26 protein-coding genes are annotated in these 25,836 nt (G+C 71.3%); 14 read left to right on the forward strand and 12 right to left on the reverse strand.

Annotation, left to right across the window (positions count from 1 at the left end; translation table 11 throughout):
• Positions 1 to 27 precede the first annotated feature (27 nt).
• Positions 28 to 249, reverse strand: a complete 222-nt coding sequence (locus tag OG524_RS08385; protein ID WP_405391578.1) for a superinfection immunity protein — start codon at positions 247 to 249, stop codon at positions 28 to 30.
• A gap of 108 nt (positions 250 to 357) precedes the next feature.
• On the opposite strand from OG524_RS08385, the gene OG524_RS08390 reads away from it, so the two are divergent.
• The gene (locus OG524_RS08390) at positions 358 to 1,365 is read left to right on the forward strand and encodes a VOC family protein (RefSeq protein ID WP_405391577.1); all 1,008 of its coding nucleotides are present in this window, start codon (positions 358 to 360) and stop codon (positions 1,363 to 1,365) included.
• A 3-nt stretch (positions 1,366 to 1,368) separates the two neighbouring features.
• Here OG524_RS08390 and OG524_RS08395 read toward each other — a convergent pair whose 3' ends face one another.
• Together OG524_RS08395 and OG524_RS08400 are read right to left on the reverse strand one after the other, a co-directional pair.
• Positions 1,369 to 2,928, reverse strand: a complete 1,560-nt coding sequence (locus OG524_RS08395) for an arabinogalactan endo-beta-1,4-galactanase (protein WP_405809662.1) — start codon at positions 2,926 to 2,928, stop codon at positions 1,369 to 1,371.
• Positions 2,929 to 3,033: 105 nt separating this feature from the next.
• Entirely contained in the window at positions 3,034 to 5,079 is a 2,046-nt protein-coding gene (locus OG524_RS08400) for a beta-galactosidase (protein ID WP_405809664.1), read from the reverse strand.
• A 187-nt stretch (positions 5,080 to 5,266) separates the two neighbouring features.
• Between OG524_RS08400 and OG524_RS08405 the strand changes: the two genes are divergently transcribed.
• The 4 genes from OG524_RS08405 to OG524_RS08420 are packed head-to-tail and all read left to right on the forward strand — an operon-like array spanning position 5,267 to position 9,437.
• A complete protein-coding gene (locus OG524_RS08405) occupies positions 5,267 to 6,583 on the forward strand; it encodes an extracellular solute-binding protein (protein WP_405391574.1) in 1,317 nt (438 codons plus the stop codon).
• The gene (locus OG524_RS08410; RefSeq protein WP_405809666.1) at positions 6,580 to 7,506 is read left to right on the forward strand and encodes a carbohydrate ABC transporter permease; all 927 of its coding nucleotides are present in this window, start codon (positions 6,580 to 6,582) and stop codon (positions 7,504 to 7,506) included. Before OG524_RS08405 ends, OG524_RS08410 begins: the two co-directional genes overlap by 4 nt.
• Positions 7,503 to 8,360: a carbohydrate ABC transporter permease gene (locus OG524_RS08415; RefSeq protein WP_405391572.1), complete on the forward strand. Its 858-nt coding sequence runs from the start codon at positions 7,503 to 7,505 to the stop codon at positions 8,358 to 8,360. Before OG524_RS08410 ends, OG524_RS08415 begins: the two co-directional genes overlap by 4 nt.
• Before the next feature lie 42 nt (positions 8,361 to 8,402).
• Entirely contained in the window at positions 8,403 to 9,437 is a 1,035-nt protein-coding gene (locus OG524_RS08420) for a LacI family DNA-binding transcriptional regulator (protein ID WP_405391570.1), read from the forward strand.
• Between the two features lie 96 nt (positions 9,438 to 9,533).
• Here OG524_RS08420 and OG524_RS08425 read toward each other — a convergent pair whose 3' ends face one another.
• Positions 9,534 to 10,601, reverse strand: a complete 1,068-nt coding sequence (locus OG524_RS08425) for an alkene reductase (RefSeq protein WP_405809669.1) — start codon at positions 10,599 to 10,601, stop codon at positions 9,534 to 9,536.
• A gap of 163 nt (positions 10,602 to 10,764) precedes the next feature.
• Between OG524_RS08425 and OG524_RS08430 the strand changes: the two genes are divergently transcribed.
• On the forward strand, positions 10,765 to 11,271 hold the full coding sequence (locus tag OG524_RS08430) for a MarR family winged helix-turn-helix transcriptional regulator (RefSeq protein ID WP_405391568.1): 507 nt from the start codon (positions 10,765 to 10,767) through the stop codon (positions 11,269 to 11,271).
• Positions 11,272 to 11,293: 22 nt separating this feature from the next.
• On the opposite strand, the gene OG524_RS08435 is transcribed toward OG524_RS08430, so the two are convergent.
• The 4 genes from OG524_RS08435 to OG524_RS08450 form a co-directional block, all read right to left on the reverse strand.
• The gene (locus OG524_RS08435; protein ID WP_405391567.1) at positions 11,294 to 12,355 is read right to left on the reverse strand and encodes an aminotransferase class V-fold PLP-dependent enzyme; all 1,062 of its coding nucleotides are present in this window, start codon (positions 12,353 to 12,355) and stop codon (positions 11,294 to 11,296) included.
• A 69-nt stretch (positions 12,356 to 12,424) separates the two neighbouring features.
• Positions 12,425 to 13,159: a DsbA family oxidoreductase gene (locus tag OG524_RS08440; protein WP_405391566.1), complete on the reverse strand. Its 735-nt coding sequence runs from the start codon at positions 13,157 to 13,159 to the stop codon at positions 12,425 to 12,427.
• A 93-nt stretch (positions 13,160 to 13,252) separates the two neighbouring features.
• Positions 13,253 to 14,077 carry a M55 family metallopeptidase gene (locus tag OG524_RS08445; protein WP_405809671.1) on the reverse strand — a complete coding sequence of 275 codons (825 nt, stop codon included), beginning with the start codon at positions 14,075 to 14,077 and terminating at the stop codon, positions 13,253 to 13,255.
• A 30-nt stretch (positions 14,078 to 14,107) separates the two neighbouring features.
• A complete protein-coding gene (locus tag OG524_RS08450) occupies positions 14,108 to 14,545 on the reverse strand; it encodes an ATP-binding protein (protein WP_405809672.1) in 438 nt (145 codons plus the stop codon).
• Positions 14,546 to 14,676: 131 nt separating this feature from the next.
• On the opposite strand from OG524_RS08450, the gene OG524_RS08455 reads away from it, so the two are divergent.
• Positions 14,677 to 15,534 (forward strand): Scr1 family TA system antitoxin-like transcriptional regulator, encoded by an 858-nt coding sequence (locus OG524_RS08455; protein WP_405809674.1) that lies wholly within the window; start codon positions 14,677 to 14,679, stop codon positions 15,532 to 15,534.
• Positions 15,531 to 15,713, forward strand: a complete 183-nt coding sequence (locus OG524_RS08460) for a DUF397 domain-containing protein (protein WP_405391562.1) — start codon at positions 15,531 to 15,533, stop codon at positions 15,711 to 15,713. Before OG524_RS08455 ends, OG524_RS08460 begins: the two co-directional genes overlap by 4 nt.
• 52 nt (positions 15,714 to 15,765) lie before the next feature.
• On the opposite strand, the gene OG524_RS08465 is transcribed toward OG524_RS08460, so the two are convergent.
• Both OG524_RS08465 and OG524_RS08470 read right to left on the reverse strand, forming a co-directional pair.
• A complete protein-coding gene (locus OG524_RS08465) occupies positions 15,766 to 16,740 on the reverse strand; it encodes a polysaccharide lyase family 1 protein (RefSeq protein WP_405809676.1) in 975 nt (324 codons plus the stop codon).
• Positions 16,741 to 16,906: 166 nt separating this feature from the next.
• The gene (locus tag OG524_RS08470; RefSeq protein WP_405391560.1) at positions 16,907 to 17,836 is read right to left on the reverse strand and encodes an NAD-dependent epimerase/dehydratase family protein; all 930 of its coding nucleotides are present in this window, start codon (positions 17,834 to 17,836) and stop codon (positions 16,907 to 16,909) included.
• 130 nt (positions 17,837 to 17,966) lie between these two features.
• Between OG524_RS08470 and OG524_RS08475 the strand changes: the two genes are divergently transcribed.
• Positions 17,967 to 18,953, forward strand: coding sequence for a GlxA family transcriptional regulator (locus tag OG524_RS08475; protein ID WP_405391559.1), 987 nt, complete (start codon positions 17,967 to 17,969; stop codon positions 18,951 to 18,953).
• A 218-nt stretch (positions 18,954 to 19,171) separates the two neighbouring features.
• On the opposite strand, the gene OG524_RS08480 is transcribed toward OG524_RS08475, so the two are convergent.
• Positions 19,172 to 19,783 (reverse strand): DUF1349 domain-containing protein, encoded by a 612-nt coding sequence (locus tag OG524_RS08480; protein WP_405391558.1) that lies wholly within the window; start codon positions 19,781 to 19,783, stop codon positions 19,172 to 19,174.
• Entirely contained in the window at positions 19,780 to 21,300 is a 1,521-nt protein-coding gene (locus OG524_RS08485) for an aldehyde dehydrogenase (NADP(+)) (protein WP_405809679.1), read from the reverse strand. The genes OG524_RS08480 and OG524_RS08485 overlap by 4 nt, the downstream gene beginning before the upstream one ends.
• A 165-nt stretch (positions 21,301 to 21,465) precedes the next feature.
• Here OG524_RS08485 and OG524_RS08490 point away from each other — a divergent pair, with 165 nt between their 5' ends.
• The 5 genes from OG524_RS08490 to OG524_RS08510 all read left to right on the forward strand — a co-directional run bounded on the left by OG524_RS08490 (position 21,466) and on the right by OG524_RS08510 (position 25,759).
• The gene (locus tag OG524_RS08490) at positions 21,466 to 22,236 is read left to right on the forward strand and encodes an IclR family transcriptional regulator (RefSeq protein WP_329212353.1); all 771 of its coding nucleotides are present in this window, start codon (positions 21,466 to 21,468) and stop codon (positions 22,234 to 22,236) included.
• A 3-nt stretch (positions 22,237 to 22,239) separates the two neighbouring features.
• Positions 22,240 to 22,713: a GNAT family N-acetyltransferase gene (locus OG524_RS08495; RefSeq protein WP_405391556.1), complete on the forward strand. Its 474-nt coding sequence runs from the start codon at positions 22,240 to 22,242 to the stop codon at positions 22,711 to 22,713.
• 126 nt (positions 22,714 to 22,839) lie between these two features.
• Positions 22,840 to 23,859 carry a hypothetical protein gene (locus OG524_RS08500; RefSeq protein ID WP_405809682.1) on the forward strand — a complete coding sequence of 340 codons (1,020 nt, stop codon included), beginning with the start codon at positions 22,840 to 22,842 and terminating at the stop codon, positions 23,857 to 23,859.
• Positions 23,856 to 25,103 carry a sensor histidine kinase gene (locus tag OG524_RS08505; RefSeq protein ID WP_405391553.1) on the forward strand — a complete coding sequence of 416 codons (1,248 nt, stop codon included), beginning with the start codon at positions 23,856 to 23,858 and terminating at the stop codon, positions 25,101 to 25,103. The genes OG524_RS08500 and OG524_RS08505 overlap by 4 nt, the downstream gene beginning before the upstream one ends.
• Positions 25,100 to 25,759 (forward strand): response regulator, encoded by a 660-nt coding sequence (locus tag OG524_RS08510; protein WP_405391552.1) that lies wholly within the window; start codon positions 25,100 to 25,102, stop codon positions 25,757 to 25,759. Before OG524_RS08505 ends, OG524_RS08510 begins: the two co-directional genes overlap by 4 nt.
• Positions 25,760 to 25,836 lie beyond the last annotated feature (77 nt).

Raw genomic sequence — 25,836 nt, forward strand, 5'->3', positions numbered from 1 at the left:
CGCGTCCCGCCCCTTCGGTGTTCCGGCTCACGGAAGTGTCGGGGCCGGGCCGCGGGTGCGCATCGTCAGCGCCATGACCAGGGCCACGAACCAGAACAGGCCCGTGAAGGCACCGATCACGCTGACCATGACGACCAGCCCCAGGCGCTCCACTCCCCTGCGGTGGGCGATGAACGACGGCACGCAGAGGATGAGGAGCGTCAACGGCACCAGGACGAACAGTTCCAGGGGGCTGATGTTCGAGATCATCGGGTCACTATATATATGACGATCCGCCCTACCCGTCGGCTCCGGACACCGGAGCCCCGGCCTCAACTCGCTGGACCTCGGCCCGGGTCTGCGGAGACAGTGGCGCCCATGACTTCGCTCGTACAGCACATCACCATCGACTGCTCCGACGCCTATGAACTGGCACTCTTCTGGGCCGAGGCGCTCGGTGCCTCCGTGTCCGACGAGGACGGGCCCGGCGGTCCCGAGGCACTCGTCGAGACTCCGGGGGCGGCGTTGCTGTTCGTCACGGTGCCCGAACCCAAGAGCACGAAGAACCGGATCCACCTCGATCTGCGGCCCGAGGACCGCGGCCGTGACGCGGAGGTCGAGCGGCTGCTCGCCCTCGGCGCCGCGCTGGTCGGCGACCACCGCAGGCCCAACGGGCGTGGCTGGGCGACGATGGCCGATCCCGAGGGCAACGAGTTCTGCGTGGAGTGCGGCGCCGCCGAACGCGCGGCGCTGAGCGGGACCCGGATGCCGGTCACCGCGGACGACGTGGCCTTCGCCGTCCGTCTCGCGGTCGACACCCTCGCGAAGTCCCCGGCGGACGACTGGCGGGTGCCGGCCGGGTCCTTGGCGTGGGACTGCTGGGAGACGCTGGAGCATCTGAGCGACGACCTGTTCGCGTACGCGGTCCAGCTGGGCCCGCGGAGGCCGCCGACCGGTACCGAGGTGGCCTACCGGTATGCGGCGGAGCGCGAGGGCGGGCCGGCGAACTCGATCTTCGCGGACCCGGCGGCGGGGTCCGCCGGGCTGCTGGAGACCCTGGAGGCGAGCGGAGCCCTGCTCACGGCGATGGTGCGGACGACCCCGCCGGACGTCCGCTCGCACCATGTGCACGGGCTCGCCGACCCGGAGGGATTCGCGGCGATGGGTGTCGTGGAGACCCTCGTGCACACCCATGACGTCGCCGAGAGCCTGTCCGTGTCCTGGACGCCGCCCGCAGACCTGTGTGACCGGGTGCTGGCCCGGCTCTTCCCCGACGCGCCGGACGACGCGGACCGGTGGACCGTCCTGCTCTGGTCCACCGGCCGCGCCGATCTGCCGGGCCGTGACCGTGTCACCTCGTGGAAGTGGCACGGCGCGCCCCTCTAGCCGCTACCGGTGGGAGAACCAGCTCGCCGCCGGGAGCAGCTTCCCGTTGTAGTCGAACACCGCCTGGTTCTCCCAGGCGTTGCCGGACGACGGGTCGGCCGGGTCCCAGCCGCTGCCGGTGACGGCGGTCCAGGCCGGCTCCCAGTACACGGCGCCGAGTCCGCGGCCGTTCGGGACGGCCTCGACGACGTTCATGACGTCCCGGAGGTTGGCCGCCTGTCCGGCCGGGGTCGCCGGGTAGCCCGTGACGAGCTGGCCGGCGGTGGCCACGTTGTTCTCCAGGCCGTCGTCGTCCGCGAGCGTGTGGGCGTACGCGGTCTCGGCGACGAGCACCGGCTTCCCGTACCGGGACGCGGCGTCGTCGAGGTTGGTCTGGAGCTCGGACAGCGAGCCGTGCCAGTAGCCGTAGTAGGAGAGGGCGACGACGTCGAAGGGGACGCCCCGCGACACGGCGTTGTCGAACCACCAGCGGGTGCCGGCGTTGTCGCCGCCCTTGGCGAGGTGCAGCGCCACCTTCGTACCGGAGGAGACGGCCTTGGCGGCGTTCGCCCCGGAGGTCAGGAGGCCGGCGAGCTGGGTCCAGTTGTCCGTGGACCCCTCGGGCCACAGCATTCCGGCGTTGGTCTCGTTGCCGATCTGCACCATGTCGGCGGTGGTGCCCTGGGCCTTCAGCGCGTTCAGCACGTCGTACGTGTGGTTGTAGACGTCGGTGCGGAGCTGGCTGTAGCTGTGGCCGGACCAGGCGGCGGGCTTGTTCTGCTTGCCCGGGTCGGCCCAGGCGTCGGAGTAGTGGAAGTCGATGAGCGTCTTCATACCGAGGGCCTTGGCGCGCTTGGCCATGGCCAGGACGCGGGCCTTGTTGTTGTAGCCGTCGGCCGGGTTCACCCAGACCTTGAGACGCACGTAGTTCATCCCGGAGTTCTTGAGGATGGTCATCGCGTCGCCGGCCGTACCGCTCGCGTTGCGGTAGGTCGCGCCGTGCGCCTCGTTCTTCGGGAGGGTGGAGAGGTCACCGCCCTTGACGCTCAGCCCGGTGGTGCCCTGGGTGAACGTGATGTCGTCGAAGTTGGCCCACTCCCCCGCGTGCGCGTCGGAGTTGAGGCTGATCGTGCAGGCCCCTCCGGTCACCTTGACGGAGGTGACGAGCCGGATCCAGGCGCCGTTGGCGGTGGGCGGCAGGTCGGTGCGCTGCTCGGCGGCGCCGCAGTTGCGCAGGGCTATGTAGGCGGAGTTCTGGCCGCCGCCGGACCGCACCCAGGCACTGAGGGTGTACGTGCCGTCGGTGAGGCCGGAGAGGTACTGGTAGGTCTCGACCTTGTACGCCGAGGCGGACCAGTGGCTGAGCCTGGTGCTGCCCGTGTGGCCGCCCGCCTCGGTGAAGGAGGCGGCGTTCTGGCCTCCGGCCGAGTACGTCGACCAGCCGGTGGCCCCGGACTCGAAGCCGGGGTTCGCGGGGGTGGTGGCCGCGTGGGCGGCCTGGGCGGGGAGTGCGGCGAACAGCAGGCCGGACAGTGCGGCCACCGTTCCTGCGGCTCTTCTGCGGGTGTGCGTCGTTCCGTACATCGTCGATGTCCCTTCGACCGTTGTGCGGGGTAACGGGGGTGGTGCGGAATGGTGGTGCGGGCGGTGCGGGCGGTGCGGGCGGTGCGGGCGGTGCGGGGGTGCGCCTCAGCCGTCGAGCCGTACGACGCGCACCGCGCCCGCCGGAACGGCGAGACGGTCCGCGGCGGGCTTGCCGGTGAGGAGTTCGGTGCCGGGGGCGTCGAGCGCCACCTCGGTGTCGGCGTCGCTGTGGTTGATCGCGAAGAGGTACGTGCCGCTCTCCCCGGCGCGCCGCACGACCTCGGTGTCGTGGGCGAGGCCGGTGCGCGGTGCGATGCCGGCGTCGGTGCGGGCGCGGTCCAGGACGGTGTCCAGGTGGGGTCCGGAGAGCCGGGTGGAGACGTACCAGGCGGTGCCCTTGCCGAGCTGGTTGCGGGTGACCGCGGGGCGGCCGGCCGGGATGCCGTCGGCGTACGACCAGACGGTCTCGGCGCCGCGCGGAATGACCACGTCCGTCCAGACGTCGCCGGTCAGGTCCGGCCCTTCGGGCGCACCCTCGGGGGTGGTCAGGCGGACCGTGTCGCCCCGGCCGAGGGGGGAGAACTCCTCGATCGTCAGGCCCAGGACGTCCCGCAGCACGCCGGGGTAGGGGCCGGGGTGCACGGCGTCGTCGGCGTCGACGATTCCGGAGAAGTACGAGACGACGAGAGTGCCGCCGTTCTCGACGTACCGGCGGAGGTTCCGGCCGGTCTCCTCGGTGGCGAGGTAGAGGGCGGGGACGACGACCAGGGGGTACGCGGAGAGGTCCGCCTCCGGGTGGGCGAAGTCGACGGTGAGGTGCTGGTCGTACAGCGCGGCGTAGAACGTGTCGGCGCGCTCGCGGGCGTCGTGGTCCTCGCTGGGGCGCCACTCCAGGGACTGCGCCCACCAGGACTGCCAGTCCCAGAGCATCGCGGCGTCGGCGACGGTACGGGTGCCCCGGATGCCGTCCAGCAGGCCGAGGTCCGCGCCGAGCGCGCTGACCTCGCGCCACACCCGGGAGTCGGTCCCGGCGTGCGGGACCATCGCGGAGTGGAACTTCTCGGCGCCGCGCCGGGACTGCCGCCACTGGAAGAACATCGCGCCCTCGGAGCCGCGGGCCACGTGGGAGAGGCTGTTGCGGGCCATCTCGCCGGGGCGCTTGGCGGGGTTGCGGGGCTGCCAGTTGACGCCGCTGGTGGAGTGCTCCAGGAGCAGCCAGGGCGCGCCGCCCGCGACCGAGCGGGTGAGGTCGGCGGCCATGGCGAGGTTGACGTGGGTCCGGCGGCCGTCGGTGATCAGGTAGTGGTCGTTGGTGACGAGGTCGACCTCGCGGCCCCAGGCCCAGTAGTCGACGGATTCGCACTGGCTGAGGGCGGTCATGAAGTTGGTGGTGACGGGGACGCCGGGGGCCAGCCGGTGCAGGATGTCGCGTTCGGCGGTGAAGTTCTCGCGCATGGTGGCGTCCGCGAAGCGGGCGTAGTCGAGCTGCTGGGCGGGGTTGCCGACGGTGGGCGTGGTGCGCGGCGGGTCGATCTCGTCGAGGGTGCGGTAGCGCTGGCCCCAGAAGGCCGTCCCCCAGGCCTCGTTGACCGCGTCGACGGAGCCGTGCCGGGCGGTGAGCCAGTGGCGGAAGTGGACGGCGCAGTTGTCGCAGTAACACGCGCTGACGGGGACTCCGTACTCGTTGTGGACGTGCCACATCGCGAGGGCCGGGTGGCTCGCGTACCGGCGGGCGAGCTGCTCGGTGATGTTCGCCGCGGCCGCGCGGTAGGGGGCCGAGCTGTGGCAGATCGCGCCGCGTGATCCGAAGGCGTAACGGACTCCGTCGCGGCTGAGCGGGAGTGCTTCGGGGTGGGCGCGGTAGAACCAGGCGGGCGGGGCGACGGTGGGGGTGCCGAGGTCGGCTCGGATGCCGTTGACGTGCAGCAGGTCCAGCAGGCGGTCGAGCCATCCGAAGTCGTAGCGGCCGGGTCCGGGTTCGAGCAGGGCCCAGGAGAAGATCCCGACGCTGACCATGGTGACGCCGGCTTCCCGCATCAGGCGTACGTCCTCGTGCCAGACCTCTTCCGGCCACTGCTCGGGGTTGTAGTCGCCGCCGAACGCCAGCTTGTGCAGGCCGACCGGGGCGGGAGCGGATTCTGAGTGCGGCATGGACAGCTCCTGGCTCTTTTGGACAACTTCTGGGAACGTGCACACACACTCTCGGCGGCGCAGGGCCAACATAACCGCACAGCAACAACCATTGACAAGTGTCGGTTTCGTTTCTCTACTGTGAACGCTCACAGCGTCCTTTCGGCCACGGGGCCGATGCGCTCGCCCGTCTCGTCAGGGGAGAACCATGAAAAACCGCACCGTCGCGGTGACCACCGCCGCCACTCTCGCCGCCGCCGCCCTGCTGACGGGCTGCGGCTCGTCGGACGACGGGGGCGACGAGCAGGCCGCTTCCGGACCCGCCTCGCTGACCTACTGGGCCTGGGCCCCCGGCCTGGACAAGGTCGCGGACATCTGGAACAAGGGCCCGGGCAAGGAGGCCGGCATCACGGTCACGGTGAAGAAGCAGGCGTCGGGCGACGACCTCGTCACCAAGATCATCACGGCGGCGAAGGCGCACAAGGCCCCGGATCTGGTCCAGGCCGAGTACCAGGCGCTCCCCACCCTGGTCTCCAACGACGTCCTCGCCGACATATCCAAGGAGGCGGGCGACGCGAAGAGCGCGTTCGCGGACGGGGTCTGGCAGCAGACGACCCTGGGCTCCGACGCCCTGTACGCCCTGCCGCAGGACTCGGGCCCGCTGATGTTCTACTACCGCCAGGACCTCTTCAAGCAGTACGGCCTGACCGTGCCCACCACCTGGGACGAGTTCGCCGAGACCGCCCGCGCGCTGAAGAAGAAGGCGCCGGACAAGGACCTCACGACCTTCTCCTCCAACGACTCGGGCCTGTTCGCCGGCCTCGCCCAGCAGGCCGGGGCGCAGTGGTGGACCACCGGCGGCGACAAGTGGAAGGTCGCGATCGACGACCCCGCCACGCAGAAGGTCGCCGACTTCTGGGGCGGCCTGGTCAAGGAGGGCGCCATCGACAACCAGCCGATGTACACCCCGGCCTGGAACAAGGCGCTCAACACCGGCAAGCAGGTCGCCTGGGTCAGCGCCGTCTGGGCGCCGGGCACCCTGACCACCGCGGCCCCCGAGACGAAGGGCAAGTGGGCGATGGCCCCGCTCCCCCAGTGGACGGCCGGCGAGAACGCCACCGGCAGCTGGGGCGGCTCCTCCACCGCGGTGACCAACGACTCCAAGCACAAGAAGGCGGCGGCCACCTTCGCGAAGTGGCTGAACACGGACCCGGCGGCGCTCGCCGCACTCGTCAAGGAGAGCGGCATCTACCCCGCCGCGACGGCCGCCCAGACCGGTGGGGCGCTCGCCCAGGCCCCGGACTACTTCTCCAACCAGCCGGACTTCTACACCGAGGCCGCCAAGATCGCCCAGGGCACCGCGCCCGCCGCGTGGGGCCCGAACGTGAACGTGGCGTACACCGCCTTCAAGGACAACTTCGCGCAGGCCGCCAAGAACAAGTCGGACTTCGGTCCCGCGCTGACCGCGATGCAGGACGCCACCGTCGCCGACCTCAAGAAGCAGGGCTTCGGAGTCTCCGAGTGACACGCGCACCCCGCAGGAGGCCGTACGGGGTCAAGAGCGCCCCGTACGCCTTCCTGGTCCCCGCAACCGTCCTCTTCCTGCTCTTCTTCGCCCTGCCCATCGGGTACGCGCTCCACCTCAGCTTCCGCCGGACGGAAGTGAAGGGGCTCGGCCTGGGCAAGGGTGCCCGTGACGAGATATGGGCGGGACTGGCCAACTACACCGACGCGCTCTCCGACTCGGAGCTGTTGCACGGAGCGCTGCGCATCCTCGGGTACGGCGCGATCGTCGTCCCCGTGATGCTCGGGCTGGCCCTGCTGTTCGCCCTGCTGCTGGACACCGAACGGGTCCGGCTGCGCGCCTTCACCCGGCTGGCGATCTTCCTGCCGTACGCGATCCCGGGTGTCATCGCCGCACTGATGTGGGGCTTCCTGTACTTGCCCGACGTCAGCCCCTTCCTCTTCCTGCTCGACAAGGCGGGGCTGGCGCAGCCGGACCTCCTGGACGGCGGCCCGCTGTACTTCTCCCTGGCCAACATCGCGGTGTGGGGCGGCACCGGCTTCAACATGATCGTGATCTACACGTCGTTGCGGGCGATCCCCGTGGAGATCTTCGAGGCCGCGCGCCTCGACGGCTGCTCGCAGTTGCAGATCGCGCTGCGGATCAAGATCCCGATGGTGGCGCCCTCGCTGATCCTGACCTTCTTCTTCTCCATCATCGCGACGCTCCAGGTGTTCAGCGAGCCCACCACCCTGAAGCCGCTGACCAACTCGCTCTCCACCACCTGGAGTCCGCTGATGAAGGTCTACCAGGACGCCTTCGTCAACAACGACATCTACGCGGCGGCGGCGCAGGCGGTCATCATCGCCCTGGCCACCCTGGCCCTGTCCTTCGGCTTCCTCAAGGCGGCCAACTCCCGTACGAAGCAGGGAGACTCCCGATGAGTACGCAGTCCCTTGCCACCGGCCCCCGCCGCTTCCCGCTCGTCCCGACGGCCGCGCTGCTCTTCGGCGCCCTGTACTGCCTGCTGCCCGTCGTCTGGGTCCTGGTCGCCTCGACCAAGTCGGGCAGCGAGCTGTTCTCCACCTTCACCTTCCTGCCCGGCTCCGGGTTCACCGAGAACGTCGCCGACCTCACGGAGTACCGCGACGGGGTGTACTGGAAGTGGATGGCCAACTCGGCCTTCTACGCCGGTGTGGGCGCCCTGCTGTCCACGGCGGTGTCCGCGGTCTCGGGGTACGCGCTGGCCGTGTACCGCTTCCGCGGGAAGGAGACCGTCTTCAACATCCTGCTCGCCGGGGTGCTGATGCCGCCGGTGATCCTCGCCGTACCGCAGTATCTGCTGCTGGCCAAGGCGGACATGACCGACTCCTACCTGTCGGTGCTGCTGCCGGTGATCCTCTCCCCGTACGGCGTCTACCTGGCCCGGATCTACGCCGCGGCGGCCGTGCCGGCCGATGTGATCGAGGCCGGGCGCATGGACGGCGGCGGCGAGTGGCGGATCTTCCGGACCATCGCGCTGCCGATGATGCTGCCGGGACTGGTGACGGTGTTCCTGTTCCAGTTCGTGGCTGTCTGGAACAACTTCCTGCTCCCGTACATCATGCTCGGCGACGACGAGAAGTTCCCGGTGACCCTGGGGCTCTACACCCTGCTCCAGCAGGGTTCGAGCACCCCGGCGCTGTACACGCTGGTCATCACGGGCGCCCTGCTGGCGATCATTCCGCTGATCGCCCTGTTCCTCGTGATCCAGCGGTTCTGGAGCCTCGACCTGCTCTCCGGCGCCGTAAAGTCCTGACAGCTCCTCAACAGGGCTTCCATTGATGAAAGATCAAGCACCATGAGCCGCACAGAACAGAACGGCACGGGGCGCCGCCGGCCGCCGACGATCCATGATGTCGCACGGGAGGCCGGGGTCTCCCGTGGCACGGTCTCCCGGGTGCTCAACGGCGGTCACAACGTCAGCCCGTCCGCGCTCGACGCGGTGCAGTCCGCCATACGCCGGACCGGTTACACCGTGAACCGGCACGCCCGGTCCCTGATCACCGGCCGTTCCGACTCGGTGGCGTTCCTGCTGACCGAGCCGCAGGAGCGGTTCTTCGAGGACCCGAACTTCAACGTGCTGCTGCGCGGCTGCACCACGGCGCTCGCCGCGCACGACGTACCGCTGCTGCTGATGATCGCGGGGACGGAGGCGGAACGGCGCCGGAACATGCGGTACATCGCCGGGCACGTGGACGGGGTGCTGCTGGTCTCCAGCCACTCCGGCGACCCGGTGGCCGCCCAGCTGCACGACGCCGGCGTACCGCTGGTGGCCTGCGGGAAGCCGCTGGGGCAGGGGTCGAAGGTCAGCTATGTGGCGGCGGACGACCTGGGCGGTGCACGGGACATGGTGCGTTTCCTGTACGAGTCGGGGCGCCGCCGGATCGCCACGGTCGCCGGGCCGTTGGACACCCCGGGCGGTGTGGAGCGGCTGGCGGGCTACCGGGCGACGCTCGCCGAGTGCGGGCTCCCCTACGACGAGGCGCTGGTCGTGCCGGGGGACTACAGCCGTGCGGGCGGTGAGGCGGCGGCCTCGCTGCTGCTGGAGCGGGCGCCGGACATCGACGCGGTGTTCGTCGCGTCCGACCTGATGGCGCAGGGGGTGCTGACCGCGCTGGAGAAGGCGGGCCGGCGGGTGCCGCAGGACATCGCGGTCGGCGGCTTCGACGACTCCCCGGCGGCGCTCGCCGCCCGCCCGGAGCTGACGACGGTCCGCCAGCCGTGGGACCGGATCAGCTCCGAGATGGTGCGGGTGCTGCTGGCCCAGATAGGCGGGGAGGACCCGGCCGCGGTCATCCTGCCCACCGAGCTGGTCCGCCGGGACTCGGCGTAGCGCCACCGGGCGGTCCGTGCTCCGGGGCCCGCCCGGCGACGGACCCGCCACGGCGCCCCGCCGTCGCGGGCCGCGAAGGGCGGGTGCGGACGGCCCTCAGGCGCCCAGCGCCGGGTAGTCGGTGTAGCCCTTGGCCTCGCCGCCGAAGAACGTCGACGGGTCCGGAGTGTTGAACGGCCCGCCGGCCTTCAGCCGGGCCGGCAGGTCCGGGTTGGCGAGGAACAGCACGCCGTAGGAGATGAGGTCCGCGATCCCGTCGTCGATCACCGTGTGGTGCTCCGGTCCGGTCGGTCCGTCGGTGAGCACGTTGAGGACCACGGTTCCGGAGAACTGCTTGCGCAGCGCGAGCGTCAGCTCACGGATCTCGACCTGCTCCAGGATGTGCAGGTAGGCGAGCCCGAGCGGTTCGAGCTCCGCGACGAGCGCGGTGTAGACGGCGTCGGGGGCGGGCTCCTCGATGCCGTTGTACGGGTTTCCGGGCGAGATGCGCAGCCCGGTGCGCTCCGCGCCGATCTCTGCGACGACGGCCTTGGTGACCTCGACGGCGAACCGGATGCGGGCCTGCTCGGAACCGCCCCACTCGTCGGTGCGCAGGTTGGTGTTCGGTGCGAGGAACTGGTGGATCAGGTAGCCGTTGGCGCCGTGCAGCTCGACCCCGTCGAACCCTGCGTCGACGGCGTTGCGGGCGGCCGTGGCGAAGTCCCCGATGGTCGCCCGGATCTCGGCATCGGTCAGCTCACGCGGCTCGACGAAGTCCTTCGGGCCCACGTGGGTGTAGACCTGGCCGGGTGCCGCGACCGGGGAGGGGGCGACCGGGGTGAGTCCGTCCGGCAGCAGTACGGGGTGACCGATCCGGCCCGCGTGCATGATCTGGGCGAAGATGCGCCCGCCGGCCTCGTGGACGGAGTCGGTGACCCTGCGCCACGAGGCGACCTGCTCGGCACTGTGCAGTCCGGGGGTGCCGGGGTAGCCCTGGCCCACCACCGACGGCTGGATGCCCTCGGTGATGATCAGTCCGGCCGAGGCCCGCTGGGTGTAGTACTCGACGACGAGATCGGTGGCCGTACCGCCGTCACCGGCCCGGCTGCGGGTCATCGGCGCGAGCGCTATGCGGTTGGCGAGCTGGGTACCGGCAAGGTCGATGGGGTCGAACACGGTGGTCATGAAAGCTCCTCGAAAAATTACATGGTCGGCCAACTAATCCGTTGCGCGCCACTGTAACTCATTAGTTGGCCGACCAAGGTAAAGTTCATGGAGACGTCACGGACCAGCCGGCGTCCGACCCGACAACGGAGACCGGGCGACACCACCGCCCCGAGGAGCCTTGATGAAGGCCGACAGCACGCCCCCCGCGGATGCCGCCTGCCCGGAGTCGCTGCCCAGCGCCGCCCGCGGCGGACCCGTCAGCCATGCCGTCTCGCGGATCGCCAGGCTGCACCGGATCGCGGCGGGCAAGCTGCTCAGGGGGCTCGGCCTCTATCCGGGCCAGGAGCTCCTGATGATGCATCTGTGGGACGGCGGGGCGGTCCGTCAGTCGGATCTCATCAAGGCCGTGGACCTGGATCCGTCCACCGTGACCAAGATGCTTCAGCGCCTCGACCAGGCCGGGCACGTGAGTCGCTGCCCCGACCCGGACGACCGGCGGGCCGTACTGGTCGAGGCCACCGAGGACAGCTGCGGGCTCCACGCCTCCGTGGGCGACGCCTGGTCCGTCCTGGAGGAGCACACCCTCGCGGGCCTGGACCCGGCGGAGCGTACGGAGCTGGCCCGGCTGCTCGCCAAGGTCGAGGCGAATCTCTGCCAGGAGACGGACGGGTGCCCCGGCACCACGTGACCGCCGGGGTCCTTTGCCCGGTTCAGCCGGAGAGCACGTCCAGCGCGCGGTCCACGTCGGCCTCGGTGTTGTACAGGTGGAAGGCCGCCCGCAGATTCCCGGCCCGGTCCGAGACCATGACCCCGGCCCGCGCCAGCTCGGGTTCACGGCTGCCGAGTCCGGGCACGGCGACGACCGCGGACTCCCCCGGGACCGCCTCGTGCCCGATGCCGGCCAGTCCGGCCCGGAAGCGGGCGGCCAGCCCGGTGGCATGGGCGTGCAGCGCGTCGACCCCGATCTCCGCCAGCAGTTCCAGGGACCGTTCCGCCCCGTGGTACGCGAGGAAGGCGGCCGGTTCGTCGAACCGCCGGGCCGTGACCGCCAGCTGCCGGACGGGCCCGTACGTGCTGTTCCAGCGGTCCTCCGCCGACACCCAGCCCGCGTACACCACGGGCAGCCCTTCCTGCGCCTCCTCGGTCACGGTCAGGAACGACGCGCCCCGGGGGCACAGCAGGAATTTGAAGCCGCCGGTGACCGTGTAGTCGTACGCCCCGGCGTCCAGCGGCAGCCAGCCGGCCGACTGGCTGGCGTCGAGCAGGGTCCGGGCGCCGTGCGCTCCGGCCGCCGCCCGGATGGCGTCCAGGTCGGCGATCCTGCCGTCGGCGGACTGGACGGCCGAGAAGGCGACCAGTGCGGTCTCCGGGCGTACGGAAGCGGCCAGCTCCTCCAGCGGGACGTACCGCGTCTTCAGGTCGCCGCGGACCGCGAACGGACTGACGACCGAGCTGAACTCGCCCTCCGGTGCGAGGACTTCGGCACCCGGCTCCAGCGAGGCCGCGACGAGTCCCACATGCGCGGCGACGGAGCCGCCGGTGGCGACCCGGTCGGGGCCGACACCGGCGAGCCGGGCGAAGCCGGCCCGCGCCCCGTCCACCGCCTCGAAGCTGCCCGCACCGGCCCGGCGGCCCGTGGCGTTGTCGTCGGCCAGCGCCTTGACGGCCTCGACGGTCCGGCGGGGCAGCAGACCGCAGCTGGACGTGTTGAGGTACGTGGTCTCCGGTGCGAATTCGGCGGCTGTGACCAGGTGGATCGTAGACGTCTCCATGCGCCCAGCCTGGCTGCCCTCCAACCCTGCGTCAATCACGAAGAGTTAAGGAGTGCGCCCAAGGAGTACTCATGCGTGCCGGTCGGACGCGCCCTGGGGGACCTCGCAGGCACCGTCCGCGTCGCAGGCCGCCGCGTCGCCGCCGAGCGGGGTGAGCGTGCTGACCGGGCGGTCCTTCCACGCCTGTTCCAGTGCCTGGACGAAGACCTCCGACGGCTGGCCGCCGGAGATTCCGTACCGCCGGTCGAACACGAAGAACGGCACCGCGTTCGCGCCCAGTTCGGCCGCCTCGCGCTCGTCGGTCCGCACGTCGTCGGCGTACGCGTCGGGGTCGGCCAGCACCGCACGGACCTCTTCGGCGTCCAGCCCCGCCTCGACGGCGAGTTCGGCGAGCACCGCGTCGTCGAAGACCGAGCGGTCCTCGGCGAAGTTCGCCCGGTAGGCCCGGCTCAGCAGCTCGTCCTGGAGCCCGCGCGCCTTGGCCAGGTGCAGCAGCCGGTGGATGTCGAAGGTGCTGCCGTGGTCACGGCCCTCCGCACGGTAGCCGAGCCCTTCGGCCTGCGCGTTCGCCGCGACGTTGGCCTCCATGCCGCGGGCCTCCTCGGGGGTGCGCCCGTACTTCTGCGCCAGCATGTCGATCACCTGCTCGGTGTCGCCCTTGGCACGCCCGGGGTCGAGCTCGAAGGAGCGGTGCACCACCTCGACCTCGTCGCGGTGGGCGAATTCGGCCAGGCCCTTCTCGAAGCGGGCCTTCCCGATGTAGCACCAGGGGCAGGCGATGTCGCTCCAGATCTCGACGCGCATGACTCTTCTTCTCTCCAGCTCTGCCGTACGGGAGCGGAGCCGTCCTCCGCCGCCCGTGAAACGTTCAACCGGCGCGGCTGATTCCCCGCCTGTTCAACTTGGCCTGATGGCGGCGAGTTGTACGAGCAGGAGGACCAGACGGTACGCCTCGGCGAAATCGGTGGCCGTGAAAGTGACCGTACGGCCCCCGACGCGCGAGACCCCGGGCACCAGCGTCGCCAGGTCGACCGAGGACGGGCTGCCGAGGTCGACCTCGATGTCCACCGGCCCCGTGACGGTCAGCGGCGGGACCTGCGCGCGCCGCGTGATCGCCTCGGCAGCCGCCGTGCGCAGCCGCTCCCGTGCCTCCTGGGGGTGCAGGGTGACGGCGGCTGCCGCACCGATCGCCTCCTTGACCGCGACGGTGGCCGCGGAGGGAACCAGGTCGAGCAGTTCGGCGCAGGCGACGTCGTCGCCGCTGAGCATCACGACCGGCACCCCGAGGTGCCCTGCCATCGCGGCGTTGAGGCCGATCTCGCCCATGGACCGGCCGGACACGCGTACGTCGAGGATGTCGCCGCTCATGGTGTGCGTGATCACGCCGGGCCCCTCACCGGCCCGGGCGTGGTAGCCGATGAGCAGCAGCGCGTCGGTGTCCTCGTCGATCCCGCCGAGCATGCCCAGCGGGCGCGGCTTGCCCCGGACCAGCCGGGCCCGCCGGTCCAGGTCCTCCGGCAGGATGTTCCGGAACGGCCCGTGCGCGTCGGCGACGCGCACCACTGCATGGGGTTCGGAGTCCAGGACACCCGCGATCACGGCGTTCGCCTCGGCCGTCATCAGCGCCCGGCCGCGCTCGTACTCGTAGCGGTCCGGATTCGTCTCGGCGGTGTGCACGATCCCCGAGATGCCCTCCATGTCGACCGAGATCAGTACGTTCATGATCAGTGAGCCTACGCGCCCGCCTCTCGGTCACACCGTCCGTTTCCCGCCGATCTCCGCCCAGACCGTCTTCCCGGAGGGCGGGAACGGCCGCACACCCCACTCCACGGCGAGCGCCTCGACGACGACCAGCCCGTGCCCGTCCCGGGACCGCACGGGGAGGCGTTCCCCTCGCGGGTCGGTGACCTCGACGCGCAGCCCCTCGCCGGGCAGGCCCACGAGCCCCAGCCGGAAGCCCCTCCCCTCCAGCCGCCCGTGCAGCACCGCGTTGGCGGCCAGTTCGGCGACGACGAGTGCGGCGGCGTCGGTACGTTCGCCGTGCCGCGGCCTGCCCCACGCGACGAGCTGCTCCACGGCGAGCAGCCGTGCGAGCCGGGCACCTCGCCGGGTGGCGCTCAGCAGCTGCGTGAACTGCGGGGCCGGGGCCGCCGCTTGTTGCCTACCTGGGTGTACGGATTCGCTCTCCACGCCACTCGGCGTGGCCGCGTGACCGTACGCTGACCAGGAGTGACCGCGGTACGCGACGTGCGTGTACCGGTGCGCGCGACGACCGGTACCGGTTGTCCGCCGCGTGGCGCGTGGGACGGAACGGGACAGCGATGGAGCTGACGGACGCGATCGGGGAGAACGACGACTCGGAGGGCGCGGCGGACCTGTTCCGGGTGGTCGGACGCCAGGTCCGGCTGCTCCGTGAACGGGCGGATCTCACCCAGCGGGAACTCGGCGAACGGCTCGGCTACAGCGAGGACCTGGTCCGCTCGCTGGAACGCGGACGCCGGACCCCGCAGCCGGAGTTCCTGGACGCGGCGGACGAAGCGCTGGGAGCGGGCGGGCTGCTGCGGACCGCAAAGAAGAACGTGACCCGGGCGAAGGCCCGCGCGCGGGTGAAGCATCCGGCGTGGTTCCGGGACTGCGCGCGGCTGGAGGCGGATGCGGTGGAGATCAACTTCTTCAGCACGCCGACCGTTCCGGGCCTTCTTCAGACGGAGGAGTACGCGCGGACGACCTTCATGTCACGACAACCGCTGCTGGACGAAGCCACCATCGAGCAGCGGGTCACGGCACGGCTCGCACGTCAGGAGACGCTCGCCCGTTGGCCTTCCCCCATGGTGAGCGCGGTCATTGACGAGTCCGTGCTGCGCAGATCGGTAGGCGGGGACGAGGTGCGCAACGGTCAGCTCAAGCACTTGCAGCACCTCGCGCGGCTGCGCAGTACGACAGTTCAGGTTCTCCCCATGGCGTGCGAAGACCACTCGGCGCTGGAGGGCCCGTTCATCCTCCTCACTCCCAAGGGACGCGGGCAACTCGCCTACCTTGAGGTACAGAGCACAAACCGACTGATCACCGACGCCGAAGAGGTACGTATTCTTGCCGCACGATACGGAAGTATTCGCGGTCAGGCCCTCAGCCCCCACGAGTCCCTGGCGCTGATCGAGAGGTTGCCGGGAGAGCGATGAGCACTGAACTCAACTGGTTCAAGAGCAGCCACAGCGCAGGCGCCGGCGGCGAATGCGTCGAGGTCGCCTCCAGCGGCCACGCCGTCCTCGTGCGCGACTCGAAGGACGTTACCCGCCCCCACCTGACGGTCTCCCCCGCCCACTGGGCCCGCTTCGTGCGGTTCGCGGCCGACCGCTGAGGGGTGCGCCGCCCGCGTCCGGGCCGCGCACCCCTCACTCACCCGTCGTGGGTCAGATCTTGCCGGCTCCCGCGCCCGCGGTCACCGAGGCCGCGACGGACGAGGCGGGCTCGGCCGTGTAGGAGTACGGCGGCGTGGTGAACGAGCCCGTCCGGGAGATCTCCGTGGCCGCTCCGCCGAGGTCGTTGCCCCGCTGGACCACGTAGCCGTCCTCGTCGCTGCTGCGACTGGTCGTGATCGCGATCTTCGTGTTGCGGAAGACGTTGTTCTCGACCAGCATCTGCGCGCCCATACGGGAGTGCACGGCGGTGTCCGCGCCCTCGACGTAGTTGTCGTAGAAGTGGCCGGTGCCGAAGCGGAGGCTCGGGATGCGGGAGAAGACGTTCTGGAAGTGGTTGTGGTGGTACGTCACGCGCAGATGGCCCTTGTCCTCGCTCTCGTTGCTGTCGCTGTGCCCGACGAGGCTTCCCTTGAAGTGGTTCTTGAAGGTGTTCCAGGACACGGTGACGTTGTCCGAGGCGTGCGTGATGTCCAGCAGGCCGTCGTAGTAGTCCTTGTCGTGGTCACGGTCCGCGGAGAAGGAGTTGTGGTCGATCCAGACCTTCGTGGAGTTCTGGACCGTGATGCCGTCGGAGGGGGCGAGCGGCTTGCTGATGTTCAGGTTGCGGATGACGATGTTCGACTCGCTGTTGAGGCGCAGGCCGCCGCCGGTGAATCCGGAGGACGAACCGACGCCGAGCACGGTGGTGTTGGAACCGATGTCGACCTGGCCGCTGAGCGAGATGAGACCGCTCACCTTGACCGTCTTGACGGTGTCGCCGGTGACGGCCGTCTTGAACGCGGCGAGGCTGCTGACGGTCACCGCGGAGGCGCTGCCGCCGCCGGTGGTGCCCGCGCCGAAGCCCACGGGGCTGGACTCGGCGGCGCCTGCGGAGTTGGGGAGCACCGCGACGGTGAGCGCTGCGACGGTGAAGGCGGCGGCCAGCGCCGTGATACGGCTTCGGCGGCTGCGGAGATGGGTGCGCATGGGGGGCCCTTTCTCGGTACGACTGAGTGCGGGGTGCACTCATGGGTCGCCGCAGGTGCCGCACAGGTTGCCGGGTCGGGCAGATTAATTCACGTACGTGGAGCCGGACTTGGATATGTGACCCAACCCGTGTGGCTTGGATCACGACCCTGGAGCGGGCAAGCCGTCAGCGCACGGACCGGGCATGCTCCGCGGCCATATCTGCCAGGACGCCGTCGAGCGGGGTAGGAGTTACGTCCAAGGCCTTCGCGGTCGACGACGCGTCGAGGATGTTGGGCCGGTCGTACAGATACAACATCTCAGGAAACTCGGCGATGACCGGATCGGTGCGCCCGATGTCCTGGAGCTCCTGGACAGTCATACGGTGCAGCTGCGGCGCCGGCGCGTCAGCCGCCTCGGCGAGGTGCGTGGCCAGTTCGCGCACCGATGCCTCTGACACGGAGGGCACGTGCCAAGCCCGGCCCCACGATTCGTCGTGCCGGGCGGCGGCGATGAGGGTGGCCGCCACGTCCCCGGTGTAGGACCAACTGTGCGGTGCGTCGAGGTCTCCTGGGTACGAGGCAGGCGAGCCGGCCAGCACCTGTGCCCCCACCATCAGTGTGAACGGCGAGTACGCGTCGACGCCGAGGTAGTCGTTGGCTCGGATCTCGGTCACCCGCACCCGGCCTGCGGCATGGGCGGCGCAGGCGTCGTGCCACATCTGTGACCGGACGATTCCCTTGCGGCTGGTGGGCGCCATGGGCAGGTCCTCGGTGAGGGGACCCTCGATCGGCCCGTAGCCATAGGTGTTACCGAGCATGACGTAGTCCGCTCCGGTACGTTCGGCCGCAGCCAGCAGGGCGGCGGCCAGGGGTGGGAATTCGGCAGGCCAGCGGTCGTACGGCGGCATGGCGCAGTTGAACAAGACGTCCGCCCCAGTGGCCAGTTCGACAAGCCGGGCGGTATCGGTGGCGTCGGCGGCGACACGTTCGATCCGCGGATGTACCGGCCCGCTGCCGCGGCGGGTGACGAGGCGGACCTGCTCACCGGAGTCAGCCAGCAGACGGGCCGTGGCCGATCCGGTGGCTCCGGCACCGACGATGAGATGCAAGGACACGCGTTCTCTCCTGGTCATGGAAGTGGAGCGGGCCGACGGGCCAACAGGCCCGCCGCCGCCTTCACCACCCTGCGCGCGGAGTGATCCGTAAGGTAGTGGCCCGAATGCCAAATACCTGGAGTTTCGGGCCATGCATCGAGTCGCCGTCATTGCTGTTCCCCCGGCCACTACATTCGACCTGTCCATTCCCGAGCTGGTGCTGGGCGAAATGTCCGTGGATGGCCGCCCCGGTTACGAAGTGCGCATCTGCACGGCACAGCCTGGACCCGTCGCCACCAGTGGCAGTCTGGAGGTCTCCGTCCCCAGCGGGCTGGAGGCGGTCGCCGACGCCGACACCGTGATCGTCACCGGAACCGGCGCCCGAGAGGATATCGATCCCCGCGTACTGGAAGTGCTGTCACGTGCGTCGGCCGCGGGCAGGCGCGTCGCCTCGATCTGCACCGGGGCGTTCGTCCTCGCCCAGGCAGGGCTGCTGGACGGCCGCAGGGCCACCACCTACTGGGCCAAGTCCGACGAGTTCCGCAGCCGCTTCCCGGAGGTCGACCTTCGCCCCGACGTGCTGTACGTCGAGGACGGCAACGTGCTCACCTCCGCCGGACTGTCCGCCGGCATCGACCTGTGCCTGCACCTGGTACGCACCGACTACGGCGCCGCGGCAGCCAACGCCGTCGCCCGTCTGGTGGTGGCAGCACCCGTGCGCCCCGGAGGACAGGCTCAGTTCATCGAAACACCGCTGCCACCCGAGAACGGCACCTCGCTGGCCGACACTCGCGCATGGGCACTCGAAAGACTGCATGAACCGCTCACGCGTGCCGCCCTCGCCGCCCATGCCCGCACCAGCGTCCGTACGCTGACGCGCAGGTTTCACGCGGAGACCAGCCTCAGCCCCTTGCAGTGGCTTCTCCACCAGCGGGTCAACCGGGCGCAGGAGCTGTTGGAGACCACGGACCTGCCGATGGACCAAGTCGCCCGCTACAGCGGCCTCGCAACCACCGACGCACTGCGCCAGCACCTGTCGAAACGAACCGGAATCACACCCAGCGCCTACCGCGCCGCGTTCACGCGACGCACGGGCCCGAGTGCCCCGCCGAAAGGGACCACCGCAGCGAAACCCTGAGCCGGCCGTCGCCTACGCCCACGAGCGCGACCCGGTCACCGCCCGCGCCTCCCGCGAGGCACTGCTGGAGCGGGCCGCGGCGCACCGCGCCCTGCTGGCCCCCGCCCACCTGACTCCGGCGTTCATCGCACCATTGGGTCCGGGCCACCTCTGGCTCACGCTGTGGAGAACGCGCCCACCCCCCGGCCGGGGCCGGGGGGTGGGCGTGCCGCTGACCGTCAACTGCCGTCGCGCAGGTCGCCGAGGCCGGCGGGCCGGTACTCGATGCGGTCGAACGACACCTCGCACCCCTCCCCCGTGGGCGACTGGACCAGGAAGCCGGCCCGGACCGAGGCCCGCTCCTGCTCCGTACCGAGGGTGAAGACGCGGACGAAGGTCCACTTCTCGCCGTCGGCCGAGGCGTGGAAGGCGAACGCGTCGCCCGTGCGGCTGAGCCGCAGCCAGACGGTGTCGCCCTCCACCTCGGAGGAGTTGGCGTCGTCGGAGTGGCCGCGGGTGACGACCGTACAGATGGTGGGGCGGGCCGGGGACAGCTCGAAGCAGAGCTTCGCCCAGTCCCGCTCACCGACATGCAGGTAGAGGACGCCCGCGTCGAAGGCTGCCGCGAAGCCCACCTTCACCCGGGCGGACAGCTGGAAGTCACCCTCCGGCACGGCGCCCAGCAGGCGCGGGGCGTCGGAGGCGGGCTCCAGGGAGTGGCCGCCCGGCGGGACGAAACGGTCCTGCCGGGCGCCCGCCCGGCCGGTGAGCACACCGGCTCCGTACGTCCAGTCGCCCTCGGGGCCGAACGCCTCCAGGACGAAGGGCAGTTCGGGAAGCCGCTCGGTCATGCGCGCCGCCCGTCGACCCGGCGGGGCAGGCCCTGGGGGTTGTCCTCGCGCAGCTCCGGTGGAAGCAGGGCGTCGGGGGTCGACTGGTAGCTGACCGGGCGCAGCCAGCGCTCGATCGCCGTGGCGCCGACCGATGTGGAGGTGGAGGTGGTGGCCGGGTAGGGGCCTCCGTGGTGCTGGGCCGGGGCGACGGCGACGCCCGTGGGCCAGCCGTTGACCAGGACGCGTCCGGCCAGCGGGGTGAGCGCCGACAGCAGACCGGCGGCGCTGCCGTCGGCCTCCTCGGTGGCGATCTGGAGGGTGGCGGTGAGGTTGCCGGGCAGGCGGGAGAGGACGGTGGTGATCTCGGCCTCGGAGTCGTAGCGCGCGACGACGGTGACGGGGCCGAAGCACTCCTCCAGCAGCGCGTCGTGCGGGCCTTCCTCGGCGAGTCGCCGCGCGGGGACGGTGAGGAAGCCCGCGGCGACGGTGTGCTCGCTGCCCGCGCCGGGGGTGACGGGGGCCTCCACGTCCGGGAGTGCGGCACGCTCGGCCACACCGGCGACGAAGGCGTCCCGCATCCGGTGGTCGAGCATGACCCCGGCGCCGGTGTCGCTGACGGCCTCGGTGAGGGACTTCAGCAGCCGGTCGCCGGCCTCGCCGGACGGGGCGAAGACGAAGCCGGGCTTGGTGCAGAACTGTCCGGCGCCCATGGTCATGGAGCCGCCGAGCCCGGTGCCGATCTGGTCGCCGCGTTCGGCGGCGGCCGCCGCGGTGACGACGACGGGGTTGAGGGAGCCGAGCTCGCCGTGGAAGGGGATCGGGACGGGGCGGGCCGCCGCCGCGTCGAAGAGCGCCCGGCCGCCACGGATCGAACCGGTGAACCCGGCCGCGCTGACAAGGGGGTGCTTGACCAGCTCGACGCCCGCGTCGAAGCCGTGCACGACGGCCACCACGTCCTCGGGCAGGCCGTTCTGCGCGGCGGCCCTGCGCAGGAGCGAGGCGCAGAGCTCGGACGTGGCGGGGTGGTCGGGGTGCGCCTTGACGACGACCGGGCAGCCCGCGGCGAGCGCGCTCGCGGTGTCACCGCCGGGGACGGAGAAGGCGAGGGGGAAGTTGCTCGCCGCGTAGACGGCCACGACACCGAGCGGGATCTTGTAGCGGCGCAGGTCCGGCCACGGCGGGATCCGGCCACCGTCCTCGTGGTCGATGTGGATGTCGAGGAAGGAACCCTCCTCGACGACCTCGGCGAAGGCCCGCAACTGCGCCGCCGTACGGGCGAGTTCGCCGGTCAGACGGGCCGGGCCGAGCGCGGTCTCCGCGTCGGCGGCCTCGATGACGTGCTCGCCCGCCCCGGCGAGCAGATCGGCCGCGGTCCGCAGGAACGCGGCGCGCACCGTGCGGTCGGCCAGCGAGTCGCGTACGGCATGCGCGGCCCGGACCGCGCGGTCGACCTCCTCCGCTGTAGCCTCCACCGCAACCTGCTCACGCGGGTTCCCGGTTCGGGGGTCGACGCTCCAGACTGGTGCTGCTGCCACCGTGTTTCCTTCCGGTCCACTGCCACACATCAGGAGTTGTTCGGTATTCTGAACAGAGTTCCTGATCGTGAATACGCAAGGGACTCTATTTCCGGGCGTTCCGTGTTGGCAAGAAGTCGCAGCGTTGCGCAGGTAGTACAAGAAGGCTGGAAGGGGCACAGGGCGATGTCGGTTGCCGAGTCCGGTGGGACACAGGTCAAGTCTGCGGTACGGACGGTGGAGCTCCTCGAATACTTCGCGGGGCGCCCCGGTATGCACTCGCTGGCCGCCGTGCAGGAGGCCGTCGGCTACCCCAAGTCCAGCCTCTACATGCTGCTCCGCACGCTGGTGGAGCTGGGCTGGGTCGAGACGGACGCGACGGGCACGCGGTACGGGATCGGGGTACGGGCCCTGCTCGTCGGCACCTCGTACATCGACGGGGACGAGGTCGTCGCCGCCGCCCGCCCCACCCTGGACCGGCTCTCCGACGACACCACGGAGACCATCCACCTGGCCCGCCTGGACGGGACGAACGTGGTGTACCTCGCCACCCGGCAGTCCCAGCACTACCTGCGCCCGTTCACCCGCGTCGGCCGCCGGCTGCCCGCCCACTCCACCTCGCTCGGCAAGGCGCTGCTGGCCACCCACAGCGACGAGCAGGTCCGCAAGATGCTGCCCGAGACGCTGCCCGCACTGACGGAGCACACCCTGACCGACCGCGAGAAGCTGATCGAGGAACTGCGTCTCATCCGCGAGCAGGGGTACGCGGTGGACCGCGAGGAGAACACGCTGGGGCTGCGCTGCTTCGGCGTCGCGATCCCGTACCGCACTCCGGCGCGCGACGCGATCAGCTGCTCGGTGCCGGTCGCCCGGCTCACGCCGGCGCACGAACAGATGGTCAAGGACGCCCTGTTCGACGCCCGCGACCGGCTGACCCTCGCGACCCGGAGGCTCTGACCGGTGCACATCTCGCTGCGTGAGGTCCGGGACGCCGACCTGCCGCTGTTCTTCGCGTTCATGAGCGACCCGGAGGCGACCAGGATGGCGGCCTTCACCAGCGCCGACCCGTCGGACCGGGCCATGTTCAACGCCCACTGGCAGCGTATCCGCGCCTCGGACACGGTGATCATGCGCACGGTGCTCGCCGACGGTGCGGTGGTCGGCAGCGCCGGGGTGTACGGGTCACCGGCCGAGCGCGAGGTCACCTACTGGGTGGACAGGGCGCACTGGGGCAAGGGCCTGGCGACCGCCGCGTTGCGGGCGCTCCTCGACGCCGTACCTGAGCGGCCGCTGCACGCGCGGGCGGCGGCCGACAACACGGGCTCGGTGCGGGTGCTGGAGAAGTGCGGGTTCACCGTGACCGGCACGGACCGCGGATACGCCCAGGCGCGCGGCGAGGAGACCGACGAGCTGCTCCTGCGACTGGACGCCTGACCCGGAGGCCTGGCCTCACAGGACCCGCTGCCACCCCAGCGGCCGAGGCGCCCTCCGCCGTGCGGCGGAGGCGGATCGTCGCCGGGCAGGACGTGCGGGCGGGCTCCGCGCGGCAGCGTGGGTGTCATGACACAGACTCCGCTCGCACCCCGCACCCACGACACCCCGCCGCCCGTCCGCACGGGCGGCCGGGCCCGCGTCCTGCTCCGTTTCCTCGCGATCGTCTCCTGCCTGCCCTACCTGTCACTCAAGATCGCCTGGATCGCGGGCAGTCAGGTCGGCATCCCGGACGGCAGCCCCCTGCTCGACAACCCCACCACGATGGCCGTGGCCAACGGCGGCACGGTGCTGATGGACGGCAGCGTGATCGTCCTCGCCCTGCTGCTCACCCAGGCCTGGGGCCTGCGTGTCCGGGCCTGGCTGCTCGTCCTGCCGATGTGGACCGCGAGCGGACTGCTCCTGCCGATCATGGGCGGCTTCCCCCTGCAGCTGCTGGTCGGCGCCCTCGACGGTTCGGGGCCGGGCGCCGACACGCCCTCCTTCCTCGAAGGCTGGGTCTTCGCCCTCGTCTACCCCGGCTTCATCGTCCAGGGCCTCGCGCTCGGCGCCCTGTTCGCCCTGTACACGCGCGACCGCTGGGGCCACCTCTGGCAGGGCGCCCTGCGCGATCTGCCGCCGAGCCCCACCGCGCCCGCGCTGCGCGTCGCCGCCGTCGCCGCCTCGCTGCTCGCCGTCGTACCCGCCACGATGCACCTGCTGTGGGCATCGGGTTCGACCGTGGGACTCAACGGGAGCCGGATCGCGGGCCGCACCGACGACTTCTACGCGCTCCAGGCGCTCGACGCGCTGTTCGTCGCCGCCACCGTCGCGGGGGTCCTGCTGCTCGCCTTCCGCCGCACCGGCGGGCTCTCCCTCAAGGTGCCGCTCGCGCTGGCCTGGGCCGGTTCCGGAGCGGTGGGCTGCTCGGGCGGCTGGCTGAGCATCGCCTCGCTGGCCGGTGTCGAGGAGATGGCCGACCGGGCGACGCCCGGAATGGAACTGACCTACGCTGTGCAGATGCTGGTCGGACTGCTCGTCGTCACCTTGGGCGCGTACTTCTTCGCGGAGCGCGCGGCGGCGGCGAAGACGGCCGGTTCCCGCGCGTGACCCTGCTCCTCGGGCGCCGGGCCCGGCTGCGCTGGCTGCACCTGATCATCGGTGGCGCGCTGCTCATGCCGTACTTCCTGGTCGGCATGGTCATCGTCGGCTCGTACAGCTCCGGGTCAGGAGTGTTCTCCTCCCTCTTCGGCCAGTTCACCGCGTTCGCGTTCGCGCTGCCGATGGCCGCGATCACCGGCCTCTTCCCGCTCGCGCGCCCACTGTCGGTGGCGGCGGCCCGCTCCCTGTGCGGGATCCCGGCGGGGGTGCTCGCCGACGGCCCCGCCAGGACCCGGCAGGCACGGGTCAGGGCCGCGGGCTGGCTCACCCTGCACGTGGCGCTCGGCGGCGTCGTCAGCGGGCTGACGCTCGTTCTGCCCCCGTTCGCGGTAGGCGTGATGACGCTGCCGTTCATCCCGGCGGCGCGCGAGTCACGGACTCTGGGCCTGCCCGGCGTGCTGGACAAGCCGTGGATCCTCGCCCTGGCCCCGTTCGCCGGGCTCGCGATGCTGGTGGCGCTGGCCGGCTGCGCCGCCGCTGCCGGGGCCCTGCTGGCCCGACGGGCGCCGGTGCTGCTCGGGCCGACGCCCGACGACCGGCTGGCCGCCGCGGAGCGCCGGGCGGCCGATCTGGCGGTACGCAACCGGCTCGCCCGGGAGCTGCACGACTCGGTCGGCCACGCACTGAGCGCGGTCACGCTCCAGGCGGGTGCGGCCCGCCGGGTGCTGGACAGCGACCCCGCGTTCGTACGGGAGGCGCTGGAGGCCATCGAGGAGACGACGCGCCGCACGGTCGGCGAACTCGACGCCGTGCTGGGCCTGTTGCGCCGCGGCGAGGACGACGAGGCGCCGGGCGGCCCCGCGCTCGACGACCTGGACGAGCTGCTGGCGCACTGCGGGATCCCCGTGGAGTACACGGCGAAGGGCGCCGCGGAGCTGGTACCGCGGGCCGTGTCCAGGGAGGCGTACCGGATCGTGCAGGAGGGCCTGAGCAACGCGCTGCGGCACGGCGGCAGCGGTACGCGGGTGGAGCTCCGCATCACCGTGGACGAGCACGCGCTGGAGCTCACGCTGGACAATCCGCTGCCCGCTCACCCGGCGACGGTCCGCCCCGGGGGCGGGCGAGGACTGCACGGCATCACCGAACGGGCCGTACTGCTGGGCGGCAGCGCCCGCTCCGGGCCGGACACCGACGGCAGGTGGCGGCTCCGTGCCCGCCTCCCCCTGCACCACCCCGGACAGGAGCACCGATGAACGACGGCACGATCCGCATCGTCCTCGCCGACGACGAACGCATGGTCCGTACGGCGCTGCGCGTGATCCTTGACGCGGAAGCGGGCCTGGAGGTCGTCGGCGAGGCGGCCACGGGCGCCGAGGCGGTGTCCGTGGTGCGAGAGCTGCGGCCCGACGTGGTCCTCATGGACGTACGGATGCCGGAGGTCGACGGGATCCGCGCCACCGAGCGGATCCTCGCCACGACGGACGATCCGCCCCGGATCGTCGTCGTCACCACCTTCGAACACGACTCCTACGTGTACGAGGCCCTGCGGGCCGGGGCGGCGGGCTTCCTGCTGAAGCGGGCGGCGGCCGAGGACCTGGTCCAGGCGGTGCGGCTGGTGGCGCGCAGCGACTCCCTGCTGTTCCCCGCCGCGGTGCGCGGGCTGGCCGCCGAGTACGGGAAGCGGCAGGCCGCGGCGCCGGCCTGGGTGGCGCGGCTGACCGGGCGGGAGGCGGATGTGCTGCGGCTGATGGCGGCGGGTCTGACCAACGCGGAGATCGCCGGGCGGCTGGCAGTGGGACCGGCCACCGTGAAGACGCATGTGGCGGCGGTGCTCGCGAAGACCGGCGCCCGGGACCGTACACAGGCGGTCATCGCGGCGTACGAGTCGGGCTTCATCACTCCCGGCTGATCTCGCGGCCGAGCCCCCGGCCGAGCTCGCGGCCGACCCGTTCCAGAAACTGAGAATCGGGTGAGAAGGGACACGAA

It is taken from the genome of Streptomyces sp. NBC_01520, from assembly GCF_045040375.1.
GTDB lineage: Bacteria > Actinomycetota > Actinomycetes > Streptomycetales > Streptomycetaceae > Streptomyces.

Excerpts from the sequence above, each read along its gene's own strand:
- OG524_RS08385 (WP_405391578.1), bottom strand. The coding sequence starts at position 249 with ATGATCTCGAACATCAGCCCCCTGGAACTGTTCGTCCTGGTGCCGTTG.
- OG524_RS08390 (WP_405391577.1), top strand. The coding sequence starts at position 358 with ATGACTTCGCTCGTACAGCACATCACCATCGACTGCTCCGACGCCTAT.
- OG524_RS08395 (WP_405809662.1), bottom strand. The coding sequence starts at position 2,928 with ATGTACGGAACGACGCACACCCGCAGAAGAGCCGCAGGAACGGTGGCC.
- OG524_RS08400 (WP_405809664.1), bottom strand. The coding sequence starts at position 5,079 with ATGCCGCACTCAGAATCCGCTCCCGCCCCGGTCGGCCTGCACAAGCTG.
- OG524_RS08405 (WP_405391574.1), top strand. The coding sequence starts at position 5,267 with ATGAAAAACCGCACCGTCGCGGTGACCACCGCCGCCACTCTCGCCGCC.
- OG524_RS08415 (WP_405391572.1), top strand. The coding sequence starts at position 7,503 with ATGAGTACGCAGTCCCTTGCCACCGGCCCCCGCCGCTTCCCGCTCGTC.
- OG524_RS08420 (WP_405391570.1), top strand. The coding sequence starts at position 8,403 with ATGAGCCGCACAGAACAGAACGGCACGGGGCGCCGCCGGCCGCCGACG.
- OG524_RS08425 (WP_405809669.1), bottom strand. The coding sequence starts at position 10,601 with ATGACCACCGTGTTCGACCCCATCGACCTTGCCGGTACCCAGCTCGCC.
- OG524_RS08430 (WP_405391568.1), top strand. The coding sequence starts at position 10,765 with ATGAAGGCCGACAGCACGCCCCCCGCGGATGCCGCCTGCCCGGAGTCG.
- OG524_RS08435 (WP_405391567.1), bottom strand. The coding sequence starts at position 12,355 with ATGGAGACGTCTACGATCCACCTGGTCACAGCCGCCGAATTCGCACCG.
- OG524_RS08440 (WP_405391566.1), bottom strand. The coding sequence starts at position 13,159 with ATGCGCGTCGAGATCTGGAGCGACATCGCCTGCCCCTGGTGCTACATC.
- OG524_RS08445 (WP_405809671.1), bottom strand. The coding sequence starts at position 14,077 with ATGAACGTACTGATCTCGGTCGACATGGAGGGCATCTCGGGGATCGTG.
- OG524_RS08455 (WP_405809674.1), top strand. The coding sequence starts at position 14,677 with ATGGAGCTGACGGACGCGATCGGGGAGAACGACGACTCGGAGGGCGCG.
- OG524_RS08460 (WP_405391562.1), top strand. The coding sequence starts at position 15,531 with ATGAGCACTGAACTCAACTGGTTCAAGAGCAGCCACAGCGCAGGCGCC.
- OG524_RS08465 (WP_405809676.1), bottom strand. The coding sequence starts at position 16,740 with ATGCGCACCCATCTCCGCAGCCGCCGAAGCCGTATCACGGCGCTGGCC.
- OG524_RS08475 (WP_405391559.1), top strand. The coding sequence starts at position 17,967 with ATGCATCGAGTCGCCGTCATTGCTGTTCCCCCGGCCACTACATTCGAC.
- OG524_RS08480 (WP_405391558.1), bottom strand. The coding sequence starts at position 19,783 with ATGACCGAGCGGCTTCCCGAACTGCCCTTCGTCCTGGAGGCGTTCGGC.
- OG524_RS08490 (WP_329212353.1), top strand. The coding sequence starts at position 21,466 with ATGTCGGTTGCCGAGTCCGGTGGGACACAGGTCAAGTCTGCGGTACGG.
- OG524_RS08500 (WP_405809682.1), top strand. The coding sequence starts at position 22,840 with ATGACACAGACTCCGCTCGCACCCCGCACCCACGACACCCCGCCGCCC.
- OG524_RS08510 (WP_405391552.1), top strand. The coding sequence starts at position 25,100 with ATGAACGACGGCACGATCCGCATCGTCCTCGCCGACGACGAACGCATG.